Source organism: Microbacterium ureisolvens, assembly GCF_019511645.1.
In the GTDB taxonomy this organism is placed as follows: Bacteria; Actinomycetota; Actinomycetes; order Actinomycetales; family Microbacteriaceae; genus Microbacterium; species Microbacterium ureisolvens_A.
Genome location: NZ_JAEUAX010000008.1, coordinates 104090 through 127849, shown reverse-complemented (window position 1 = coordinate 127849; position 23760 = coordinate 104090). Strand labels below are relative to the sequence as shown.

Below are 23760 nucleotides of genomic sequence, written 5' to 3'. Positions count from 1 at the left end.
CCTGCCCCGCGGTGTCGCAATGCGCACCTGTCGGCCGCCAGCCTTTACGGATCCGTAACGAGGCGCGCTGCGCGGTGAGCAGGATGCCCCCGCCGGTGTCTGGCCCGCGCCGGCGCCCGCGCCGGCGCCGGCGCGCAGGGATAGCGTGGAACCATGGCGGCGATCGACCTCAACGCGGACCTCGGCGAGACCGTCGACGGAGTGCCGACTGGCGACGACGAGGCGATGTTCGCGGTGATCTCGAGCGCCAACGTGGCCTGCGGCGGGCACGCGGGCGATCCGGCCTCGATGCGCGAGGCCGTCATCCGTGCGGAGCGCTTCGGCGTGGCCGTCGGGGCGCACCCGTCGTATCCGGACCGGGCGAACTTCGGTCGCGTCGCCGTCGTGATCGACCCCGGCGCGCTCACCACCGCCGTCGCACGGCAGCTCGCCGCGCTCGCCGACGCAGGCGCCGACCTGCGCTACGTGAAGCCTCACGGAGCGCTGTACCACGCCGTCACCGCCGACCGGGAGCAGGCCGATGCCGTCGCCCGGGCGATCGCGGACCGCTCGGCGCTGCTCGGCCGGCCTCTGCCGGTGCTGGGCCTGCCCGGCGAGATCGAGCGGGCCGCAGCATCCGTCGGCCTGCCGTTCGTGCATGAGGCGTTCCTCGATCGCGGCTATCTGCCCGACGGCTCGCTCGTGCCGCGCACGCAGCCGGGCGCTCTTCTGGACGACCCCGAGCGGGTGGCCGAGCGTGCCGTGCGTCTCGCGCGCGAGGGCGTGGTCGAGGCCGTCGACGGCTCCCTGGTGCGAGCGGCCGCCGCCTCGCTGTGCGTGCACGGCGACTCGCCGTCGGCCGTCGAGCTGGCTCGCGCCGTGCGCGCGGCGCTCGACGTCGCCGGTGTTCAGGTGCGGTCGCCGTGGTGAACCCGCGGGTCCGGCCGATGGGGGAGCGGGCGTTCCTCCTCGAGGTCGGCGCGCTCGACGACGTGCTCCCCCTGCACACCGCCCTCGCCGCATCGCGTCCGGAAGGCGTGACCGACCTCGTGCCCGCAGCCCGCACCGTGCTGGTGCGGATCGATCCGCGCGTGCTGCCGCTGTCGGCAGCCCGTTCGTGGGCCCTCGCCGCCGCGACGACGGCGATCCGGGAATCGGATGCCGCGTCCCCGCTCGTCGAGCTCGACATCGCGTACGACGGGGCCGATCTGGCCGATACCGCGCGACTGCTGGCCGTCGACGTCGACGAGCTGGTGCGGCGCCACGCCGACGCCCGGTGGCGGGTGGCCTTCACCGGGTTCGCCCCCGGCTTCGGCTACCTCGTGAGCGAGGACTGGCCGTTCGACGTGCCCCGGCTCGAGTCACCCCGCACCCGCGTGCCGGCCGGCTCGGTCGGCCTCGCGGGCGTCTTCACCGGCGCCTACCCTCGCGACACGCCCGGCGGCTGGCGGCTCATCGGCACGACCGCGGCACGCCTGTTCGACCCGGATGCCGCGTCCCCCGCGCTGCTCGCACCGGGGGCGAGGGTGCGGTTCCGGCCGCGCGCGCAACGGGCGTCGGCGGAACCAGGAGATCTGGCGAGAACAGGGCGGTTCGCGCCGAGTCCTCCTGCGTCCGCCGGATCTCCTGATCTCGGACACCAGCGAGGAGGGTCTGCGACCGCCGGTCGCAGCATCCGTGTCGTCGAACCGGGACTGCTCACGACCGTGCAGGATCTCGGGCGGGAGGGCGCCGCGTCCGTCGGCGTCGCGGTGTCGGGGGCGCTCGACCGCGGGGCGCTGCGCACGGCGAATCGACTGGTCGGCAACGCCGAGGGCGCTGCGGCGCTCGAGGTGACGATGGGCGGGCTGCGTGCGACGGCCGACGCCGACCTCTGGGTCGCGGTCACCGGTGCCTGGGGCACGGTGCGCGTCGACGGGCGCGAGGTGGACCCGTACGAGGCCCACGCGTGGCCGGCCGGCACCGAGCTGCACCTCGACTGGTTCGCGCATGGCGCGCGGGGATACGTCGCCGTCCGGGGAGGGCTCGATGCGCGCGTCGCCCTGGGCTCGCGGTCCACCGACCTGCTGGCGGGACTCGGGCCCGCGGCGCTGCGCGCGGGCGACGTCGTCGGCGTGCGCGCCGAGGCGGCGGCACCGATCCCGGTGGCGCCCCCTGCGGGCTGGGGCGCACCGCACGACGACGAGCTCGAACTCGAGCTCGCGCCGGGGCCGCGCGCCGACTGGTTCGCCCCGGCGGCGCTCGCGACGCTCTACGAGACGGTGTGGAGCGTCTCGAACCACGCCGACCGCGTCGGCGCACGCCTCGACGGGCCGGAGCTCTCGCGCGTGCGCCCGGGCGAGCTCGCGAGCGAGGGCATGGTGCCGGGAGCGCTGCAGGTGCCGCCCAGCGGACGGCCCACGATCCTGCTCGCCGACGGCCCCGTGACCGGCGGCTACCCCGTCATCGCCGTCGTGACCGATGCGAGCCTCGATCTCGTCGCCCAGGCCCGACCGGGCACCCGCATCCGTTTCCGCCACGCACGCCCGGCCGCCTGACGCCCCCGACCGGATCGGCTACTCGGTGGCGGACTCCAGCAGATCCGCCGTGGCCCTGAGGATCGCGACGATCGCGGCGGTGCGCACGTCCGCCGGCGAACGCCCGCCGTCGGTGTCGGTGTCGGTGTCGGTGTCGGTGACGAGCTTCTGCTTCTCGACGACATCGTGCAGCGACGTCAGCAGCACTCGCGACGCGAGTGGTCCGGCCGCCGAGAGCAGGGGCCGCTGCTCGTAGTCGTCGTCGATGATGTCGAACACGGCGGCGACGAACTCGCTGTTGGTGAGGCCGGGGCTCTTCGCCAGCACGGCGAGAGCCGCGGTCGTGAAGACGCCGTGACCGTTCGTCTCGAGCGCCACCTGGTCGGGCTGGCACGCACTGACGAGCACTTCGCGCGGGTCTCCGCGCGGCGCGGGGGCCTCGGCCGCGCGGTCGGTCTCGACGGCGACGACCCGATCCCAGGCGGCGCGGCGGAACTCGTCGCCGAGGGCGGCCGCCCGCTTGCTGCGGAAGGCCTCCTCCTCCTCGCCGTCGAGCACCGTCATGCGGGGTGTCGCGCCGGCGGGGTACTGCTTCGTGCCGAACTCCGAGCGCGTCAGGCCGCGGTTGACGGTCCCGGAGTGGCAGGAGTCGAAGAAGAGCGTCGCCGCGACGCCGTCGGGGATCGCATCCCAGATCGCAGCGAGGTCGTCGTCGACGATGAGCTCGCCGCCGCGGAAGTCGACGGGGCAGAGCGCCTCGTCGCTCGCGCCGAACGCGTCGGTCTCATCGCCGTCGAGATCGGGGACGAACGTGCCGTGCCCGGCGAACTGGATGGCGATGATGTCGCCGTCCCGCGCGGTCGAGACCTTGTCGAGCATCGCCCGGAGGATCTCGTCGCGCGTCGCGTCGCCGTCCCGGAGGTACTCGACGTCGAACTTCGCGGCTTCGAGGGCCGCACCCCAGGCATTCGCGTCGGCGACGCAGCCGCCGAGCGGGTCCTTCGGGTACTTGTCGATCCCGATGCACAGCGCGAGCTTGCGGGGCACGGCGCCGCGCACCCCCGTCGGCTCCGGGCGCGGCGTGCGCGAGCCCGCTGCGTCGAGCACGACTTCGCGCGCCCGCGGGGGGAACTCCGCGACACCGTCGGGCTCGTCGCTGTCGGGCACGCCGACGACGCGGCGGGCGAGGCTCATCATCGTCTCCACGTCGTTGTCGAAGTCGCCGTGGGACGTCGCCTGCGTGCTGCTGAGACGCCCCTTCGAGATCGGACCCTTCACGAGGCGGCCCGGGTCGTCGCCGAGGTACGCCATGGTGCGCCCCGCGGTGCGAAGGTGCTCGTCGAGCCCGAGGATCTTGGCCCCCTTCTCGGCCTCGAATGCCCGCGAGACGAGGTACAGGAGGGACTTGCGGTAGACCCCGGCGGTGTTGTCCCGCTTCTCGTGGGTCTCGTCCATCGTGAAGATGGCGACGTCGTGGATCTTCCCGGTCTCGGCCAGCGGAAGGAGCGTCGCCTCGAAGGTGTCCAACCGCACCGCCGGTGCGAGGAAGGTCACGCTGGCGACGTGATCGACCGCATCGGCGCCGTCGAACAGCCGGGGAACGAAGTGCGAGTGGTAGATCGACCCCGCGCTGTGCCCGGCGACGTGGATCTCGATCGCCCCCTGGTTGGCCGCCATGTACTCGCGCAGCGCACCGGCGAGGACGTCCGCCCCGCCGCGGGCGCCGTCCTTCATGGCGGGCAGGCACGCGGCCGCCGAGTCCAGCTTCATGTCGTCCCAGAATCTGCGCCCGCCGAGCACGCGCGCGGCGGCCTCGACGGCGGCATCCGTGATGTCGGTGAAGCCCCGCTTGCCGGTGGCCCTGCCCGAGATGACGTCGGCGAGCGTGGTCAAGAGCCCGCTCTCCCACACCAGGTGGATGGGGTACACGCCGTTCTTCTTCCACCACGCCACCTGGTGGTGGGCGGTCTGGAGACCGGCGCCTTTGTCGGTGAGTCCGCCGTGCGCCCAGATCAGGACCGGGACCGGCGGCGGCACATCTCCCTTCGCCGCCTTCCCGGTCTGCCTCTCGACGAACGCCGCGAGGTCGGTCATGACGATCCGGCGCACGTCGTCGGCCGTGGTCGCGAACTCCTCGACGGTGCGGGGCTTGGTGGGCGCCGTCTGCGCGAGCTTTCCGTCGGCGGTGTGGACGACGTGCTTGCGCAGCGCGGCGAGATCCGCCGCGGTCAGGCTCGCCCCGCGCGGGGCTGTGGTGGTGGGCATGGTGTCACGTCCTGTCTGCTGGTGGATTGCGGTGGGCCGTCGTGCGTGCGGACCGCGTTCGCGGGCCGGTCATCGGGGTTCGAACCTGGCGCGAGGATCGGCGAACACGGTGAACGCGAGCGAGGTGAGATCCCCCGCCTCGCGCGCGGCGCGTCGCGCCGCGAGGACGGCCTCGCCGAGCGTGGTGCCGTCGCGCAGCGCGTTCTCGTAGAACGTGCGGACGAACACGGCGGTGACGTCGTCGCGCACAGCCCACGAGCACCCGATGAACACCCCGACGCCGCCCCGCAGGAACACCTCGGCGAAGCCGCCGAGACCGGTCGCTCCCGAGCGCAGGCGTCCCACATCGCAGGCGCTCAGGAACACGAACGGCGTGGATTCCCGCGCGTGATCCGTGCCTGCTTCGGGCAGGTCCCGGCGGGCATCGGAGTCCGTGTAGGAGGCGGACTCGTCGTTTCGCCGCAGGGAGAAGCGGGCGAACGCGATCTCCTGCCCGAGCGGCGCCACGTCCCGCCACCGGCCGTGCCCGGCGAAGTGGAGCAGGTCGAACTCGCCCTGCGAGATCGCGGCTCGCAGCTGCGCCGAGTCGGCCGCCGTTCGCGGCGTGCGCCCCAGGAGCTTCTTGAGCACCGTGACCTCTTCGCGTGCGCGGGGCAGGCGCAGACGCCGGTTGACGTAGCTCGGCGCGATTGCGACGACGCGCCGCGGGTCGACCGGGATGACGGTGGGCCTGGGCGTCCCGTACATCCATCGCATGAGCCCGAGATCGCCCAGGAAGAACCGATCCGGATCGGGTCGCTGGCTGCCCACGGGCACCAGGTGCACGATCTCCCACGGGATGTCGAGCTCGCCCGACGTCTGCAGCACGAGCTGCGGGATCCGCCGCCTCCTGTTCCACAGCAGAGAATTGACCTCGTCGCCGAGGAGCTCGCGCGCGATCCGTGCGCCCAGCGAGCGCATCTCGCGCCGGGCGGTGACGGCGGCCGCCTCGGCGTCGGCCTTCGCCTCCTTCTCGTAGGCGGCGCGGATGCCCGCGAGGTCCGCGTAGATCTGCTCGACGTAGCCCGCCTTGTCGGGCAGGTGCGCCGTGTGGCGCGCCACCGCGTCGCCGATCTTCGCGGTGATGACGAGCTCGCTGCGGCCACTCGCGATGGATTCGTCGATCGCGAGTGTCGGCAGGTCCGCGATGCTGCGGGGCGGGACGGCGACGGATGCCTCGACCACGTGCTCGTCGCCGGTGCCGGCGTCACCCGCATCGGCGGGGAGGATCGGGGCGCTCAGCGCCAGCGTGGCCAAAGTCGCCACCGCCGGCGGCTGAGTGAACTTCACGGTGATGTGACCGCGTCCCGGATCGCGCGGGACGAGCTGGAAGACGAGCCTTCGAGGTTCGTCGGCCGCGGCGGGCAGTGTGGTGGTGACGGACGACGGCTGCCCGCCTGCGAACGACAGACCGCGCAGCTGCAGGGCCACCTCGATCTCGCGCGTCGGGTCGAACCTCGCCGGAGCCTTGAGGTGCGCGGTGCCCGCGGCGGGCGCGAGATCGTGCAGCGACACCCGGACGACCGCCTCGAACCCCATCCCCTGCACCAGCCGCGACGGGATCGCCGCGTCGACGAACGCGGGCACGGGCGCGGCGCCCGCGACCCCTGTCGACGGCGGTGCCGGTCGCGCCGTGGGGCCGGGCGCCGGGACGGGTCCGGGTGGCGGCGCGGGCGGCGGCGGGGCTGCCGGAGCCGGAGCAGCCATGGGCGGCGGCGGGGGCGCCGGAGCGGCCATGGGTGGCGGCGCGAGCCCGGGGGATCGTCCCCCCACGGTGAACCCGCCGCCGAAGACGTCGCCGAGGTCGGGCGGTGGCCCTGCTGTCGTGGCCTCTTCGCCCCCGGCTCCCATGCCGCCCTGTGCGACCCTCTCCTCGAGCGCGGCCATCCCGGTCTCGAAGTCGCTCGCGACGACGCTGAGGTGCACCCTCTCGCCGCCGCGCACGGCGATGCGCGCGGAGTAGCCGTCGGCGTCGGGCTCGAGGCGGACGAGGCGCGTCCCTGCGTCGTCCGAGACGATCACGGCGTAGTGGAAGTCGTCCGACCCGCTCACGCGCACGGTGGCGGCGGTGTCGGCCCGCGCGTGCAGAACGGCGTCGGCGAGCAGCATGATGCCCGTCTGATCGGGGCCGGTCCCGGGCGGGGCGGGGTCCAGAAGCACCTCGAGGGCATCGTCGTCGGCGTCGACCTCGACGCGCGGCACATCCGGAACCAGAGTCATCCCGACCCCCTCGCTCCGCTGCCCGTTCCCCACGGGCACCGTCACCCACATGAATCCGAGGAGTGCAGTCCGGTGCACAGCATACGAGCGCACGCCTCACCGCACCAGAGCGCGCCGCGCCCCGTCGTGATACCTCGGAGAGACGGATGCCGCGGCCCGCAGCATCCGTCGTGCTACCAGGCGCGCAGCGCCTCGGCGACGCTCTCGAACTCCTCCTCGGAGAGGGCCAGCTGCACCGCCTCGGCGACGGTGAGCTCGGCCCCGGCGAGCTCACCGGCCTCGACGCTCTGCGGATCGCGGCCGCGCAGGATCTCGAGATACGGCGTGTGGACGGTGAAGGCCTCCACGTCGAAGATGCCGATGCGCCGGCGGATCTCTCCGGCCGCCACAGCCAGCGCCGCCGCCCGCCAGGCCTCCCCGTGCGCGGCGGCGACCGCGCACACCCCCTCGAGCCCATACGCGACGCCCTCGTCGTAGTGCAGTCCGACCGAGATGAGAAGGGTGTGCACGAACTCGCGTTCCGCCTCGTCGATGCGGCCCAGCTGGAAGTTGAGCCGCGAGCGGAGGTTGCCGGCGACGGAGGTCGTGAACAGATCGCCGCGGGACTCGGCGACCGAGGTGGCCCGATCGAAGTGCGCGAGCGCGTCGTCGGTGGAACCGCGCACCCAAGCGAGCCGGCCGAGCGAGACCTCGGTGATCGCCTCCGCCCACGTGTTGCCGAGACGGCGCAGCGTCACGACCGCCTCGCGCAGTTCCGCCTCGGCCTTGTCGGTGTCGAGATGGGAGAACTGCACGCGCGCCGTGGCCCGGGCGGCGAGGGCCATCGCCGCCGCGTCCTCGTCGCCGCTCTCGCGGAAGAGGCGCACGCATTCGCCGAGCCCGGCCACCACCTGCTCGCTGGGGCGCTGCCACATCTCCCCCCACAGCGCGAAGAACCAGGCGATCGCGCGGGTGTGCGGGGTGATCGGCTGCTCGTGCTGCTTCTCGAGGAGCTCGAGCATCCACACCCGCACCTCTGCGAAGAAGCCCGAGATCCACCAGTAGATCAGCAGGCACCACGCGAAGTCGCCGGCGTCGTCGAGCCGGTTCGTGTAGACGAGGTGGCGAACGGCCGCGCGGAGGTTCGGCAGATCGAGGCCGAGGCGCACCACGGCGTCGGCCTGGCCGCGTCCGCCGAGATCAGGGGCGATGCGCTCGACGAGCGCGCGGTAGTAATCGGCGTGGGCGCGGCGCACGCGCTCGGCGTCGCCGCGCTCCTTGAGGCGTCCGAGGGCGTATTCGCGCACGATCGCCAGGAGCGAGAACACCCGCCGCCCGCCGAGCTCGCTCTGCTTCACGAGCGAGCCGTCCGCGAGCGCGGCGAGGGCGTCGATCGCGTGGGTGCCCCACGCACTGCCCTCGCCCAGCGCCTCGACGGCGTCGAGCGTGAACCTCGTCGCGAACACTCCGAGGTCCTCGAGGAGGTCGCGCTGCTCGGGCGGCAGGAGGCTCACGCTCCAGTCGATCGTCGCCCTCATCGTGCGGTGCCGCTCGGGCAGGTCGCGCACCGCCGCCGTCAGCAGCGGCAGGCTCTTCTCGAGACGCGTCGCGATCTGCGCCGGGTTCAGGATCCTGACCTTCGCGGCGGCGAGCTCTATCGCCAGCGGCAGGCCTTCGAGCCTGCGGCAGATGTCCGCGAGATCCCGGGCATTGCCGGGCGTCACGTCGAAGTGGGGATCGATCGCCCGTGCGCGGTCGACGAACAGCGAGACCGCGGCCGAGCGCGTGGTGCGGTCCAGGCTCGCCGGGCCGTCACCGGCGGGCGTCGTGAGCGGCGGCACCTCGTACACGCGCTCGCCGCGGATGCGCAGCACGACCCGGCTCGTCACGAGGAACGTCGCCGTCGGCGCCACCGTGTACAGCCGCACCAGGACGGGTGCGGCATCCACGATCTGCTCGAAGTTGTCGAGCACGATCAGCACGCGGCGATCCGCGAGGGCGTGGGCGATGCGCTCCTCGAGCGCGGCTTCGCCGTTGTCACGGATGCCGAGATAGTAGGCGATCGTCGGCAGGAGAAGCCCCGGTTCGAGCACGCCCTCGAGGAGGACGAAGTACACGCCGTCCGGGAAGAGGTCGCCGCACGCCAGCGCCGACTCGATCGCGAGCCGGCTCTTGCCGATGCCGCCCGGCCCGATGAGGCTCACGACACGGTCGGTCCCCCGCGCCAGGAGCGTGCGTACCGCGTCGATGTCGGCCTCGCGGCCGATGGTGGTCGTATAGGGCACCGGGACGCGGCCGACCAGGCTCACCGGGGCCGCATCGGCGTCGGGCGCCTCCGCCGCACGGGATTCGTCGAAGCGTTCGGCGAGGAGCATGGCGAGGTCGCCGGCGACGTGGTCTTCGAGGTCTTGGGCGTTGTGGAAGTGGAGGTAGGCGGCGGTGTCGTCGGCTTGGATGCGGGCGATGAGGTGGGTGAGTCGTTCGTCGCGGGTGTCGGCGTCTTTGACGTAGATGAGTTTGGGCATGCCGGCGGGGGCGAGGTTGTATTCGTCTTCGAGGCCGGAGACGTTCTCGTCGGGGGCGACCCAGCCGTAGCTCTGGCCGTAGATGCCGATGAAGATGTCGGATTGGGCGAGGTAGGAGCGGTAGAGGTCTCGGGGCGGGTGGGGGCGGGCGCCGAGTTCGAACATCACGGGCGCGAGTCGGAGTCGCTCGATGGCCGACCGCACTGCTTCGCGTTCTTCCGCGAGCTCGCGCAGGGTCGAGCTCACGAACACCCGGATCCGCTGGTCGGGCGTACGGATCACGGGGTGTTCCACCCCAGTCATGTGCATATATTGGCGCGATCTGGGCGATTCCGCCACGGTTTCAGTGCATCGATGTATCGGAGGCTCTGGGCTTATACCGCAGCATCCAGAACTTTTCAAGAATCCGACTGGACACGGCGCGTCGTGCGACGTATAGTGGGTCTTTGCGCTCTTGGATTCCCCCTGCCCTCATATGGTGGTCGGCTGTGCCTGCGCCCCCTCACGTTCACGTGAGGAGTGCCGCGCGGGTTTCGGGGATGACGAGCACTCCACCTGACGACAAGGAAACGAGCCCCACGGGCCCACGGAGGTAATCCCCTTGGCTGCTGCGAGCAACGCATCCAACCCCACCACCACCCCCAAGAACGGACGCGGAGCTTCCCGCCTCTCGTTCGCCAAGATCTCCGACACGCTGACGGTCCCCGACCTTCTCGCGCTGCAGACCGAGTCGTTCGACTGGCTCGTCGGCAATGAGGCCTGGAAGGCCCGCGTCGCCGACGCGAAGGCCGCCGGCCGCACCGACGTGCCCGAGGTGTCGGGCCTCGAGGAGATCTTCGAGGAGATCTCGCCCATCGAGGACCTGAGCGAGACCATGCAGCTCTCGTTCACGAACCCGTACCTCGAGCCCGAGAAGTACTCCATCGAGGAGTGCAAGGAGCGCGGCAAGACGTACGCCGCCCCGCTCTACGTCGAGGCCGAGTTCATGAACCACCAGACCGGTGAGATCAAGACCCAGACGGTCTTCATGGGCGACTTCCCGCTCCAGACCGACAAGGGCACGTTCATCATCAACGGCACCGAGCGCGTCGTCGTGTCGCAGCTCGTCCGTTCGCCCGGCGTCTACTTCGACAAGACCCCCGACAAGACCTCCGACAAGGACATCGTGTCGGCGCGCGTCATCCCGTCGCGCGGCGCCTGGCTCGAGTTCGAGATCGACAAGCGCGACCAGGTGGGCGTGCGCATCGACCGCAAGCGCAAGCAGTCGGTCACCGTCTTCCTGAAGGCCCTCGGCCTCACCAGCGAGGACATCCTCGCCGAGTTCGCCGGCTTCGACTCGATCGAGGAGACGCTCTCGAAGGACACCATCCTCACCAAGGAGGACGCCCTTCGCGACATCTACCGCAAGCTCCGTCCGGGCGAGCAGGTCGCCGCCGAGGCCGCCCGTGCGCTCCTGGACAACTTCTACTTCAACCCGAAGCGCTACGACCTCGCCAAGGTCGGCCGGTACAAGATCAACCACAAGCTCGGTCTCGACAAGCCGCTCACCGACTCGGTGCTGACGGTCGACGACATCGTCGCGACGATCAAGTACCTGGTGCGCCTGCACCGCGGCGACGTCACGTTCGACGGCGTGCGCGGCGGCAAGCCGGCCGAGATCCGCCTCGACGTCGACGACATCGACAACTTCGGCAACCGTCGCATCCGCGCGGTCGGCGAGCTCATCCAGAACCAGGTCCGCACCGGTCTGTCCCGCATGGAGCGCGTCGTCCGCGAGCGCATGACCACGCAGGACATCGAGGCGATCACGCCGCAGACTCTGATCAACGTGCGCCCCGTCGTGGCTGCGATCAAGGAGTTCTTCGGAACGTCGCAGCTGTCGCAGTTCATGGACCAGAACAACCCGCTCGCGGGTCTGACGCACAAGCGCCGCCTCTCGGCCCTCGGCCCCGGCGGTCTGTCGCGTGAGCGCGCGGGCGTCGAGGTCCGTGACGTGCACCCGTCGCACTACGGCCGCATGTGCCCCATCGAGACGCCGGAAGGCCCGAACATCGGTCTGATCGGCTCGCTCGCGTCGTTCGCCCGCATCAACGCGTTCGGCTTCATCGAGACGCCGTACCGCCGTGTCGTCGAGGGCAAGGTCACCGACCAGATCGACTACCTGACCGCCTCCGAGGAGAGCGACTACATCGTCGCGCAGGCCGGTGTCGAGCTGAAGGCCGACGGCAGCTTCGCGCAGGACCGCGTCCTCGCCCGTCGCGGCAACGGCGGCGAGGTGGACCTCTTCCACTCCGAGGAGATCGGCTACATGGACGTCTCGCCGCGCCAGATGGTGTCGGTGGCGACCTCCCTCATCCCCTTCCTCGAGCACGACGACGCGAACCGCGCCCTCATGGGTGCGAACATGCAGCGTCAGGCCGTGCCGCTCCTGCGCTCGGAGTCGCCGGTGGTCGGCACGGGTATGGAGGGCTTCGCCGCGATCGACGCCGGTGACGTCGTCACCGCCGACAAGGCCGGTGTCGTCGTCGAGGTCTCGGCCGACGTCGTGACCGTGCAGCTCGACGAGGGCGGCACCCAGGACTACTTCCTGCGCAAGTTCGACCGCTCGAACCAGGGCACCTCGTACAACCAGCGCGTGGTCGTCTCGGCCGGTGAGCGCGTCGAGGCCGGCGAGGTCATCGCCGACGGTCCCGCGACCGAGAACGGCGAGCTCGCCCTCGGAAAGAACCTCCTCGTCGCGTTCATGACGTGGGAGGGTCACAACTTCGAGGACGCGATCATCCTCAGCCAGGACCTGGTGAAGGACGACACCCTCTCCTCGATCCACATCGAGGAGTACGAGGTCGACGCCCGCGACACCAAGCTCGGCAAGGAGGAGATCACGCGTGACCTCCCCAACGTGAGCCCGGACCTGCTCAAGGACCTCGACGAGCGGGGCATCATCCGCATCGGCGCCGAGGTGCGTCCCGGCGACATCCTCGTCGGCAAGGTCACGCCGAAGGGCGAGACCGAGCTGTCGGCCGAGGAGCGCCTGCTCCGCGCGATCTTCAACGAGAAGAGCCGCGAGGTCCGCGACACGTCGCTGAAGGTGCCCCACGGTGAGCAGGGCACGATCATCGCGGTCAAGGAGTTCAACGCCGAGGACGGCGACGACGAGCTCGGCTCGGGCGTCAACCGCCGCGTCGTGGTCTACATCGCCCAGAAGCGCAAGATCACCGAGGGCGACAAGCTCGCCGGCCGTCACGGCAACAAGGGCGTCATCGCGAAGATCCTCCCGGTCGAGGACATGCCGTTCCTCGCGGACGGCACGCCGGTCCAGGTCATCCTGAACCCGCTCGGCATCCCCGGTCGAATGAACTTCGGCCAGGTGCTCGAGCTCCACCTCGGCTGGATCGCCAAGCAGGGCTGGAAGGTCGAGGGCACCCCGGAGTGGGCCGCTCAGCTGCCCGAGCAGGCTCTCGAGGCTCCCGCAGGCACCAAGGTCGCCACGCCGGTGTTCGACGGTGCGTTCGAGGCCGAGATCGCGGGTCTGCTGGACTCGACTCTGCCCACGCGCGACGGCGAGCGCCTGATCGACTCGTCCGGCAAGACGCAGCTGTTCGACGGCCGCTCCGGCGAGCCGTTCCCGGCTCCGATCTCGGTCGGCTACATGTACATCCTGAAGCTGCACCACCTCGTGGACGACAAGATCCACGCGCGCTCGACGGGCCCGTACTCGATGATCACCCAGCAGCCGCTCGGTGGTAAGGCGCAGTTCGGTGGCCAGCGCTTCGGTGAGATGGAGGTGTGGGCCCTCGAGGCCTACGGCGCCGCGTACGCGCTGCAGGAGCTCCTCACGATCAAGTCCGACGACATCCTCGGCCGCGTGAAGGTCTACGAGGCGATCGTCAAGGGCGAGAACATCCAGGAGCCCGGCATCCCTGAGTCGTTCAAGGTGCTCATGAAGGAGATGCAGTCGCTCTGCCTGAACGTCGAGGTCCTCTCGGCCGACGGCACGGCGGTCAACCTCCGCGACACCGACGACGACGCCTTCCGCGCCGCTGAAGAGCTCGGCATCAACATCTCCAGCCGCTTCGAGTCCTCGTCGATCGACGAGATCTAAGCGCGCCAGGTAACGAACGAATTTCCGACACAGGAGAACCAGTGCTCGAATCAACCACTTTCGATCAGCTTCGCATCGGCCTGGCCACCGCTGACGACATCCGTCGTTGGTCCTACGGCGAGGTCAAGAAGCCCGAGACCATCAACTACCGCACCCTGAAGCCCGAGAAGGACGGTCTGTTCGGCGAGCAGATCTTCGGACCCTCGCGCGACTGGGAGTGCGCGTGCGGCAAGTACAAGCGCGTCCGCTTCAAGGGCATCGTGTGCGAGCGCTGCGGCGTCGAGGTCACCAAGTCCTCGGTCCGCCGTGAGCGCATGGGCCACATCGAGCTCGCCGCGCCCGTCACGCACATCTGGTACTTCAAGGGCGTGCCCTCGCGCCTCGGGTACCTGCTCGACATGGCGCCGAAGGACCTCGAGAAGGTCATCTACTTCGCCGCCTACATGGTGATCTCCGTCGACGAGGAGGCGCGTCACCGCGACCTCTCGACGCAGGAGAACAACATCCGCCTCGAGCTCAAGACGCTCGCCGACCGCCGCGACGCGCGTGTGGCCGCTCGCCTCCAGAAGCTGGAGGAGGAGCTCGCCGCGCTCGAGGAGGAGGGTGCCAAGGCCGACCAGAAGAAGAAGGTCAAGGACGCCGCCGAGAAGGAGATGGCCGCTATCCGCAAGGGTACGGACGACCAGATCACGCGTCTCGAGAAGGTGTGGGAGGACTTCCGCACGCTCGAGGTCGGCCAGCTCAAGGGCGAGGACGAGATCTTCCACGAGCTCCAGGACCGCTTCGGTCAGTACTTCGAGGCCCACATGGGCGCGGAGTCGATCAAGCGCCGTCTCGAGGCCTTCGACCTTGCGGCCGAGGCCGACAGCCTGCACCTGCAGATCTCGGAGGGCAAGGGCCAGCGCAAGATCCGTGCGATCAAGCGCCTCAAGGTCGTCAACTCGTTCCTGCAGACCGGCATGAGCCCGGCCTCGATGGTGCTCGACGTCGTTCCGGTGATCCCGCCGGAGCTGCGCCCGATGGTGCAGCTGGACGGCGGCCGCTTCGCGACCTCCGACCTCAACGACCTGTACCGCCGCGTGATCAACCGCAACAACCGCCTCCGTCGCCTGATCGACCTCGGTGCTCCCGAGATCATCGTCAACAACGAGAAGCGCATGCTGCAGGAGGCCGTCGACGCGCTGTTCGACAACGGCCGCCGCGGTCGCCCCGTCACCGGTACCGGCAACCGCGCCCTCAAGTCCCTGAGCGACATGCTCAAGGGAAAGCAGGGTCGCTTCCGCCAGAACCTGCTCGGCAAGCGCGTGGACTACTCGGGCCGTTCGGTCATCATCGTGGGTCCGCAGCTGAAGCTCCACCAGTGCGGTCTGCCCAAGCAGATGGCGCTCGAGCTGTTCAAGCCGTTCGTGATCAAGCGCCTGATCGACCTCGGTCACTCGCAGAACATCAAGGCGGCCAAGCGCGCCGTCGAGCGCACGCGTCCCGAGGTGTGGGACGTGCTCGAGGAGATCATCCGCGAGCGTCCCGTGCTGCTCAACCGCGCGCCCACGCTGCACCGCCTCGGCATCCAGGCCTTCGAGCCGCAGCTCGTCGAGGGCAAGGCCATCCAGCTGCACCCGCTCGTCTGCGCCGCCTTCAACGCGGACTTCGACGGTGACCAGATGGCCGTGCACCTGCCGCTGTCGGTCGAGGCCCAGGCCGAGGCCCGCATCCTGATGCTCGCCTCGAACAACATCCTGAAGCCGTCGGACGGCCGCCCGGTGACCCTGCCCTCGCAGGACATGATCATCGGCCTGCACCACCTGACCACGGTCATCGAGGGTGCGACCGGCGAGGGCCGCGTGTTCGGCTCCGTCGGCGAGGCGATCCTGGCGAAGGACGAGGGCACCCTCGACCTGCAGGCCAAGGTCCGCATCCGCATCCCGGGTCTCGCGTTCCTCGAGGGCGAAGCCCCCGAGGGCTACGAGCGCCACGGGCTCGTGGACGCGTCGCTCGGCCAGGCGATCTTCAACGACACGCTCCCCAAGGGCTACCCGTTCGTGCGCGAGCAGGCAGACAAGGGCAAGCTGTCGCAGATCGTCAACAAGCTCGCCGAGGAGTACCCGAAGGTGGAGGTCGCAGCTTCGCTCGACCGCATCAAGGACGCCGGCTTCTACTGGGCCACCCGTTCGGGTGTCACGGTGGCGCTGAGCGACATCCTCACGCCGCCGAACAAGGCCGAGATCGTCGCCGGCTACGAGAAGCAGGCCGCGAAGGTCCAGGGCCAGTTCGAGAAGGGTCTCACCACCGACGCCGAGCGTCGTCAGGAGCTCATCAAGATCTGGACCGAGGCGACCGACGAGGTCCAGAAGGCGATGCGCGACCACTTCCCGGCCGACAACACCATCAACCGCATGGTCTCATCGGGCGCCCGTGGTAACTGGCTGCAGATCCGCAACATCGCGGGTATGCGAGGCCTCGTGAACAACCCGAAGGGTGAGATCATCCCGCGCCCGATCATCTCCTCGTACCGCGAGGGTCTGTCGGTGGCGGAGTACTTCATCGCGACGCACGGTGCCCGTAAGGGTCTGGCCGACACGGCCCTCCGTACGGCCGACTCGGGCTACCTGACCCGTCGCCTGGTGGACGTCTCGCAGGACGTCATCATCCGCGAGGAGGACTGCGGCACGTCGAAGGGCCTCGAGTTCACCATCGCCGCCCCGGGCGCCGACGGCACGCTGGTGCGCGACGCGAACGTCGAGAACTCGGTGTTCGCCCGCACGCTCGCGGCCGACGCGGTCGACCCGAAGGGCGAGGTCGTCGCCTCGGCCGGTGAGGACGTCGGCGACGTGCTCATCGACAAGCTCGTCGAGGCGGGCGTCGAGTCCATCAAGGTGCGCTCGGTGCTCACCTGCGACTCGGCGGTCGGCGTCTGCGCGAAGTGCTACGGCCGTTCGCTCGCGACCGGGAAGATCGTCGACATCGGCGAGGCCGTCGGCATCATCGCGGCCCAGTCGATCGGTGAGCCCGGCACGCAGCTGACGATGCGTACGTTCCACACCGGTGGTTCGGCCTCGGCCGACGACATCACGCAGGGTCTTCCCCGCGTGCAGGAGCTGTTCGAGGCCCGCACCCCGAAGGGCGCGTCGCCGATCGCGGAGGCCGACGGCCGCATCACGATCGACGAGACCGAGAAGTCGAAGAAGGTCATCCTCACGCCCGACAACGGCGACGAGCCGCACGTCTACCCGGTCCTGAAGCGCGCGACGCTCCTGGTCGAGGACGGCCAGCACGTCACGGTCGGTCAGCCTCTGCAGGTCGGCACGCTCGACCCCAAGGAGGTCATGCGCGTGCAGGGTGCCCGCGAGGTGCAGAAGTACCTCGTCAACGGCGTCCAGGGCGTGTACCGCTCGCAGGGTGTGCCGATCCACGACAAGCACATCGAGGTCATCGTCCGTCAGATGCTGCGCAAGGTCACCGTGGTCGACCACGGCGACACCACGCTGCTGCCGGGCGAGCTGGTCGACTTCAAGCGCTACCAGCAGATCAACCGCGAGGCGGTCGGCGAGGGCAAGCGCCCCGCATCGGGTCGTCCCGAGCTGATGGGTATCACGAAGGCGTCGCTCGCGACGGAGTCGTGGCTGTCGGCCGCGTCGTTCCAGGAGACCACCCGCGTCCTCACGCAGGCGGCCATGGAGGGCAAGAGCGACCCGCTCGTCGGCCTCAAGGAGAACGTCATCATCGGAAAGCTCATCCCCGCCGGAACCGGTCTTGCGAAGTACCGCAACGTCACGGTCGAGGCGACGGAGGAGGCGAAGAGCGAGCGGTACCCCAACCGCATCTTCGCCTCGGACGGCGCGTACACCGACGCCGACCTGAGCTACGTCGACTTCGACAGCTTCTCCACCGACGGTTTCACCACCGACTACAACTGAGTTTCGGGTCTGAACGACCCCGATGCTCGAACGAAGGGCCCTGGCTTGCGCCAGGGCCCTTCGCCGTTGGCGGGCAATGGATGCTGCGACTCGGCCGCCGACTGCCGCACGATGATGGACCGGCCCTCAGGACCGGTCCATCTTCTTCGCTTACCGGGCGCCTACCTCAGGGTGATCTTCACGGTGTGCGTCTCGCCGTCGCCAAGGTCGATCCGCAACTGGTAGGTCCCGGCGCTCAGCGTCTTCGTACCGAGGTTGAAGATGTACTGGCCGGCTGTCGCGTCGTAGCGGAAGAGATTGCCCGTGGTGGCGGCGGCGGTCGAGATCGCCTCCACTTCGGTTCCCGCAGCCGCTCCCGTCATGCGCGCGACGTACAGTCGAGCGACGAGGTTGCTGATCCCGGCGCTGGCGCCCGTCAGCGTGAACTTCACGGGCACCGTGCTGCCCAGCTTGAAGATGGAGCTGCCGTTGGCGTTGATCGGCTGCAGCACATGCGACCACGCCGCGGTCACCGTGACGGTGAACGACTTCTCTCCCGTGTTGCCGGCGTTGTCGGTCGCCGTGCAGGTCACGGTGGTGGTACCGAGCGGGAACACGCTCCCCGACGGCTTGTCGCAGCTGGCCGCGACGCTCCCGTCGACGATGTCGCTCGCCGTCGGCGCCGCATATGCGACGGCCGCACCGTCGGCCGACGTCGCCGTTGCCGACCGGTCGTCGGGCACCGTCACGGTGGGGGTCGTGGTGTCGACGACCGTCACGGTGAACGTGTTGTCGCCCTTGTTGCCTGCCTTGTCGGTCGCGGAGCAGGTCACGGTCGTCGTGCCGAGCGGGAAGACCGTACCGCTGGCCGTGCTGCAGATCGGGGTGAGCGGACCGTCGACGTCGTCGGTCGCGCCCACCCCGAAGTAGCTCACCGTGGCGCCGTTCGCCCCGGTGGCCTCCTTGACGATGTCGGCCGGGACCGTGACGATGGGCTTGGTCTGATCCTGCACCTCGATCGTGAACTCGGCCGAACCGACGTTGCCCGCACCGTCCTCGGCGGAGCACGTGACCGTGTTCACTCCGAGACCGAAGAAGCTGCCCGACGGCGGCGTGCAGGTGACGGGAAGGTCACCGCTGACGAGGTCGTGGGCAGTGGCGCCGCCGTAGACGACACCCGCAGCTCCCAGGGGCGAGGTGTTGCCGACTACCAGGTTGGCGGGCGCGTTCACCTCGGGCTTCGTCGTGTCGCGGACCGTCACCGTGAACTCGGCTTCGCCGGTGTTGCCGGCCGCGTCGGTGGCGGTGCACGTCACGGTGGTGGCGCCGAGCTTGAACGTGCTGTTCGAAGCCGGCGCGCAGGTGGGGGTGATCGACCCGTCCACGATGTCGAGAGCCGAGGCGTCGCCGTACGTCACCTGAGCGCCGTCGGGGTCGGTGGCCTCCGCCGTCACGTCGGCGGGCACCTTCACGTCGGGCGCGGTCGTGTCGCTCACGGTGATCGAGAAGCTCTTGTCGGCGGGGTTGCCCGCAGCATCGATCGCCGAGCAGATGACCACGGTCTTCCCGAGCGCGAACTTCGAACCGGACGCGGGCGCGCACGTCGCCTGCATGTCGCCGTCGACGACGTCGCTCGCCGACGCGCTGAAGGTCACGACCGCACCGGTGCCGGAGGTTGCTTCGGCGGCGATGTCTGCCGGCACCTTCACGGTCGGAGCCGTGGTGTCTGCGACGGTCACGATGAAGGAGTTCTTGCCGGTGTTCCCGGCCTTGTCGGAGGCTGAGCAGGTCACCGTCGTGTCACCGAGGGCGAAGACCGTACCGGATGCCGCGGTGCACGTGACCTCGACGTCGCCGTCGACATCGTCGACAGCGCTCACGCCGCCGTAGGTCACTGTCGCGCCGTTCGCGGCCGACGCCTCGACCGAGAGATTCGCCGGCACGGTCACGATCGGCTTGGTCACATCCTGCACCTCGACGGTGAAGGTTGCGCTGCCCTCGTTGCCGGCCTTGTCGGTGGCCGAGCAGGTGACAGTGGTGGTGCCGAGTGCGAAAGCGGTGCCGGACTCCGGCGTGCAGGTGGCCGACACCGCGCCGTCGACGAGGTCCATCGCCGTCGCCGCGTCATATGTCACCGTGGCGACGTCGTTGCCGACAACGAGGTTGGAGGAGGTCTTGACTTCCGGTGCGGTCGTGTCGTTGACGACCACGTCGAACGAGTCGCTCACGCCCGTGTTGCCCGCCTTGTCCGTCGCCGAACAGATCAGCGTCGTCGTGCCTACGGGGAATGCGTCGCCCGACGCGTACGAGGTGCCCTCTTCGGTCTTGCATGCGACCGCCGTGTCTCCGTCGACGGCGTCGTGCGCACTCGCGGTGAAGGTGACCGGGGTGAGTGCGCCGGTCGCCTCCTTCGCCGAGGGGGCGGCGACGGTGACCAGCGGCGTGGTGGTGTCGACGATGCTGTAGCTGGCCGACGCCTTGGCGTTGAGCCCGCCGGCGTCGGTGTGGTCGCAGCTCGCCGTCTGGCTGCCTAGGCCTTCGGCGGCGCGCGGCCCGGCGAGCGTGCTCAGGCTCGCGTCGAAGCTCGAGCTGCCGTCTTCCTTGTCGGTCACGTCGCAGACTGCGGCCGGCACGTTGCCGAACTCGTACGAGGCGCCGTTCGTGACTCCGGTGACCGCCACAGTGGGAGCGGTGTTGACCACGACCGGTGCCTTCACCGTCAGCGTGAAGGCGGCGGGGGCCGTGTTGTACGTGCCGGTACCCGTGTCAGACACTGTCACAGTGATGGAGTAGGTTCCCACCGTGTTCGAACCGAACTCGAAGTATCGGGCGGTGCCGCAGGCGGAGTAGACCTGGCTGGCGGGTGTGACCGTCACCCCTGCCGGGACATTCACGGTCAGCGTGGCGCTGGAGCCGTCGCTGGCCGGATTGCAGCTGTTCTGCGTGTCGCCGCCGTTGATGTTCACGTTCGTGATCACGTAGCCGATGCTCGTCGTGTCGCCCGCGAACATCACATTCTCGCCCGCGGCGGTCACCGTATTCGTGACGATATCCGCGTGCGCGACGCCCGGTATGGCGAAGACGGCGAGTGCACTTGCCACCACCACCGCGAGCGCGCGCGGCGCCCTCCAGCGTCGTGGCGCGCGGGTGGCCTCCCCACTCGCGGACGAACGGATGAACGGCTTCTTCGACGGCATCGTCGAACCTCCCCCATGGTGCCCGGGTCGCTGGCTCGACGATGGGTCAGAGCACAACAGCGTGTTTCGCCCCCACAGCGAAAACCCCTCCGGTGGGGACTCTAAGTGAGGTGAAGTCCCAAGGGCAATGGAAGCGGCTCAGGATCTCCTCAGGTGGGGCGCCGGCCGCGCTCGGCGGCCGGCGACCGCGCTCCCACCGACGAGGGAAGGGCCCTGGCATCCGCCAGGGCCCTTCGTCTTCGTTTGGAACGGATGCCGCGTCGCTCAGTACTGCGTGGGCGTCGTTGTGTCCGTCGTACCCGTTGTGCCCGTACCGGACCCGCTGCCCGTCGAGCCGGTCATCCCGGTCGAGCCGCTGCTGGGCGCGACGTTCTCCTTGACGCGCTCGGCCGTGCTCTGCGCCTCTTCCTTCACGGTCTCCGCCGAGGAGACGGCCGACTCCTTGACCTGCTCGACGGCGTCCTTCGCCGGCTCCTTGAGGTTCTGCGCAACCTCCTGCGCAGCATCCTTCGCCTTGTCCACCGCCTTGTCGACGAGCGGCTGCGCCTGGTCGCGCAGCTGCGTGCTCCAGCGCTTCTCCGCGTCGGTGGTGGGGATGAGGCTCGCGACGAGGAAACCCGCTCCGGCCGCGAGGAGGCCGACCACGAGCGGCGTGCCCTGCGTCTGCCGTCGCGCCTTCTGCGGGAGGTCCTTCACCGCCTCGCCGGCGGTGCCGATCGCGTCTGAGACGGAGTGGCCCGCCGAGGAGGCCGAATCGCCGACGTCGTCCGCCACGCCCATCACGCGACCCTTGACGTCACCGAGCACCTGCCGGACCCGGGTCTTCTGCCGCTCCATGATCTTCGGCGGCGAGACCTTGTCGGCGAGCGCGTCCACGTCCCGGCCCAGTTCGTCGCGCGTCACCTCGATGTCCGCGCGGATCTGATCTGCGTTGCTCATTATCGGTTCTCCTGGTTTCTCTTGAGCGCGTCGGGGATCTCCTTCACGGTCTCCACCGTCTTCGGGGCCCCCTGCACGGTCTTCAGTCGGTTGCGCCCGACGGCGTAGAGGATGGCGGCGATGATGCCCCAGAGGACGGCGACGATGACGGCCGACCAGCCGAGGCTGTCGATGAGGTCGCCGAGACCCCACCAGAGAGCCACCGACAGGAAGAAGACAGCCATCATCCCCGCGTATCCGGCGCCGCCGAGAAGCCCTGCCCCCGCACCGGCACGCTTCGCCGATTCCGAGAGCTCGGCCTTGGCGAGCTCGAGCTCCTTGCGCATCAGGGTCGACAGGTCACGGGAGACCTCGCCGACCAGCTCGCCCAGCGAAGTCTCGGCCGCCTTCTGCTGAGACGGCGTGGGCATGTCCGTCATCGTCGTCCCTCTCCCGTCGCGGACCACTCGTCTCCTGCTGCGCCGGTGGTGACGGCGGGGTCCGTGCCGGTGGTCAGCGGGTCGCCCGCGAGCGCGTCGCCGATGGGCGTGTCGCCCGCGTACCCGGTCGTCCCCACGGTCGCCGCCCCGGCAGCCGTTCCTCCGTAGCCCGCCGCAGCGGTTCCGGCGGTCGTCGGCGAGCCCGTCACGAGGGCCGGCCGCGCGCCGCCCTGGCCGAGCGTGCCGCCTGCACGCCGCTCACCGTCGTGGGCGTCGGATACCAGCGCCTTGGTCACCCGGCCGGCGAGAAGCCCCACTCCCACGGCGATGGCCAGGAAGGCGCCGGTGTGCCGCCGCGCGAACGTGCGGACCTCGTAGATCACATCGGCCGGTTCGCGCTGCTCGAGCCAGTCCGCGACGCGGCGCGTCTGCTGGCCGAAAGCGCGGACGGCGTCGGTGGCCATTCCGCCCGAGCCCGTCGCCGTGCCATCGGCGAGGCCGGTGAGCTCATCGCTCGTGCTGCGCAGCGCGCTCGCGGCGCGGCGCTGCTGGCTCGACGCCTGGTCCGACAGTTCCGTGCGGGCCTCGTAGAGGAACCCGCGAGCGGCGTCCTTCGCGTCGTGCGCGACGCTCTTGGCCTCGTCACCGGCGACTCCGGCGACGTACATGGCACCGGCGTCCACCTCGGCGACGCCGTCGACGACGCGCTCCTTCATGTCGCCTGAGCCCGTGCTCTGGCCCGTACCCGTGCTCTGGGTCGCATACGGATCGGTGTCGTAAGTCGACATGCTCCTCCTCCATCTCACGTGCGGCGTCGGACCGGCGATGTGCCGGACCTCGGGGATCCGCCGTGACCAATACCGTCCGTCATGAGGCCCCGAAGTGAAGAGAGGGTGGCACTCTGCCGGGCGGCGGAGTATCCTGCACAGCCCCTTCCCATCGAGGCGGCAAGAGCGAACGACGGATGCTGCGCCTCACGGCATCCTCGAATGCCGCGCGCGCGCCGAGCCGGCGAAGCGCGGATCCCGGCTTACCGTGGAGACGGAGGTGGGGGCCCCATGGCGAGGATCGGCGGACGCAACCGGTGGATCGCCGTGCCCGCCGGGCTGCTGTGCGCCGCGGTGGTCGCCTCGCTCGTGTGGCTGGCCCTGCCGATGGTGCCCGTGGCCGTCGCCTGGGTCGGTGACACGCTGCGCGCCGCCACCGCGCCGCAACCGGAGGCGACGCCCGAGCGCACGCCCGCGCAGACCGCGGCAGAGGGCGGCGCGGTGGATTGCCGGACCCTGTACTCCGACGACCTGTGGAACGAGCTGACGTGGCGCGAGGGGTCGCTGCTCAACCAGTCGATGGCAGCTCCCGCCACGCAGGCGACGGCGTTCGCCGACGCCGCAGCGCCGGAGGTGCTGGTGACGTGCACATGGCGGTTCGACTCGGGCGGCGTCGTCACGACGCTGTCGAAGGTCGACGCGGACGCCGCCACGATCGCCGAGGCGGCGCTCGCAGGCGACGGGTTCATCTGCCGCACGTCGGACGACGCGACGGTCTGCGACCGCACGCGGGGGGCGGTGCGCGAGGAGCACACCCTGCGCGACGGCCTATGGCTCGTCAGCGTCGAGACGGACTGGCATCCGGAGGACTACGGTCCTCGACTCGACCGCGCCGTCTGGGGCTGATTCAGCGCCGTCCC

General features: G+C 70.1%; 12 protein-coding genes. 5 read left to right on the top strand and 7 right to left on the bottom strand.

Annotated elements, in window-relative coordinates; genetic code table 11:
• Window positions 1-153: 153 nt before the first annotated feature.
• Both JNB61_RS14815 and JNB61_RS14810 read left to right on the top strand, forming a co-directional pair.
• Window positions 154-909 carry a 5-oxoprolinase subunit PxpA gene (locus JNB61_RS14815; protein ID WP_220340108.1) on the top strand — a complete coding sequence of 252 codons (756 nt, stop codon included), beginning with the start codon at window positions 154-156 and terminating at the stop codon, window positions 907-909.
• Window positions 903-2516, top strand: coding sequence for a 5-oxoprolinase subunit B/C family protein (locus JNB61_RS14810; RefSeq protein WP_308289235.1), 1614 nt, complete (start codon window positions 903-905; stop codon window positions 2514-2516). Before JNB61_RS14815 ends, JNB61_RS14810 begins: the two co-directional genes overlap by 7 nt.
• Window positions 2517-2534: 18 nt before the next feature.
• Here the strand turns inward: JNB61_RS14810 and JNB61_RS14805 are convergent, their stop codons facing one another.
• The 3 genes from JNB61_RS14805 to JNB61_RS14795 form a co-directional block, all read right to left on the bottom strand.
• The gene (locus JNB61_RS14805) at window positions 2535-4760 is read right to left on the bottom strand and encodes a caspase family protein (RefSeq protein WP_220340107.1); all 2226 of its coding nucleotides are present in this window, start codon (window positions 4758-4760) and stop codon (window positions 2535-2537) included.
• 69 nt (window positions 4761-4829) lie between these two features.
• A complete protein-coding gene (locus JNB61_RS14800; RefSeq protein ID WP_220340106.1) occupies window positions 4830-7019 on the bottom strand; it encodes a CHAT domain-containing protein in 2190 nt (729 codons plus the stop codon).
• A gap of 173 nt (window positions 7020-7192) precedes the next feature.
• Complete coding sequence (locus JNB61_RS14795) at window positions 7193-9826, bottom strand: DUF4062 domain-containing protein (RefSeq protein WP_220340105.1); 2634 nt, start codon at window positions 9824-9826, stop codon at window positions 7193-7195.
• 298 nt (window positions 9827-10124) lie between these two features.
• Between JNB61_RS14795 and rpoB the strand changes: the two genes are divergently transcribed.
• On the top strand, window positions 10125-13625 hold the full coding sequence (gene rpoB / locus JNB61_RS14790; RefSeq protein ID WP_159846941.1) for a DNA-directed RNA polymerase subunit beta: 3501 nt from the start codon (window positions 10125-10127) through the stop codon (window positions 13623-13625).
• Window positions 13626-13666: 41 nt separating this feature from the next.
• Window positions 13667-17539: a DNA-directed RNA polymerase subunit beta' gene (gene rpoC, locus JNB61_RS14785; RefSeq protein ID WP_159846938.1), complete on the top strand. Its 3873-nt coding sequence runs from the start codon at window positions 13667-13669 to the stop codon at window positions 17537-17539.
• A 161-nt stretch (window positions 17540-17700) separates the two neighbouring features.
• Here the strand turns inward: rpoC and JNB61_RS14780 are convergent, their stop codons facing one another.
• The 4 genes from JNB61_RS14780 to JNB61_RS14765 form a co-directional block, all read right to left on the bottom strand.
• A complete protein-coding gene (locus JNB61_RS14780; protein ID WP_220291940.1) occupies window positions 17701-20715 on the bottom strand; it encodes an HYR domain-containing protein in 3015 nt (1004 codons plus the stop codon).
• A gap of 264 nt (window positions 20716-20979) precedes the next feature.
• Window positions 20980-21654, bottom strand: a complete 675-nt coding sequence (locus tag JNB61_RS14775; RefSeq protein WP_220340104.1) for a DUF3618 domain-containing protein — start codon at window positions 21652-21654, stop codon at window positions 20980-20982.
• Entirely contained in the window at window positions 21654-22073 is a 420-nt protein-coding gene (locus tag JNB61_RS14770; protein WP_220291937.1) for a phage holin family protein, read from the bottom strand. Before JNB61_RS14770 ends, JNB61_RS14775 begins: the two co-directional genes overlap by 1 nt.
• Complete coding sequence (locus JNB61_RS14765) at window positions 22070-22861, bottom strand: hypothetical protein (protein WP_220340103.1); 792 nt, start codon at window positions 22859-22861, stop codon at window positions 22070-22072. The genes JNB61_RS14770 and JNB61_RS14765 overlap by 4 nt, the downstream gene beginning before the upstream one ends.
• Window positions 22862-23131: 270 nt before the next feature.
• On the opposite strand from JNB61_RS14765, the gene JNB61_RS14760 reads away from it, so the two are divergent.
• Window positions 23132-23746, top strand: coding sequence for a hypothetical protein (locus JNB61_RS14760; RefSeq protein ID WP_220291933.1), 615 nt, complete (start codon window positions 23132-23134; stop codon window positions 23744-23746).
• The last annotated feature ends 14 nt before the right edge of the window (window positions 23747-23760 follow it).

What these genes read in the sequence shown, in the direction of transcription:
- JNB61_RS14760 (WP_220291933.1), top strand. Translation starts at nt 23,132, where the DNA reads ATGGCGAGGATCGGCGGACGCAACCGGTGGATCGCCGTGCCCGCCGGG.
- JNB61_RS14775 (WP_220340104.1), bottom strand. Translation starts at nt 21,654, where the DNA reads ATGAGCAACGCAGATCAGATCCGCGCGGACATCGAGGTGACGCGCGAC.
- JNB61_RS14800 (WP_220340106.1), bottom strand. Translation starts at nt 7,019, where the DNA reads ATGACTCTGGTTCCGGATGTGCCGCGCGTCGAGGTCGACGCCGACGAC.
- JNB61_RS14765 (WP_220340103.1), bottom strand. Translation starts at nt 22,861, where the DNA reads ATGTCGACTTACGACACCGATCCGTATGCGACCCAGAGCACGGGTACG.
- JNB61_RS14770 (WP_220291937.1), bottom strand. Translation starts at nt 22,073, where the DNA reads ATGACGGACATGCCCACGCCGTCTCAGCAGAAGGCGGCCGAGACTTCG.
- JNB61_RS14805 (WP_220340107.1), bottom strand. Translation starts at nt 4,760, where the DNA reads ATGCCCACCACCACAGCCCCGCGCGGGGCGAGCCTGACCGCGGCGGAT.
- JNB61_RS14815 (WP_220340108.1), top strand. Translation starts at nt 154, where the DNA reads ATGGCGGCGATCGACCTCAACGCGGACCTCGGCGAGACCGTCGACGGA.
- JNB61_RS14795 (WP_220340105.1), bottom strand. Translation starts at nt 9,826, where the DNA reads ATGACTGGGGTGGAACACCCCGTGATCCGTACGCCCGACCAGCGGATC.
- JNB61_RS14780 (WP_220291940.1), bottom strand. Translation starts at nt 20,715, where the DNA reads ATGCCGTCGAAGAAGCCGTTCATCCGTTCGTCCGCGAGTGGGGAGGCC.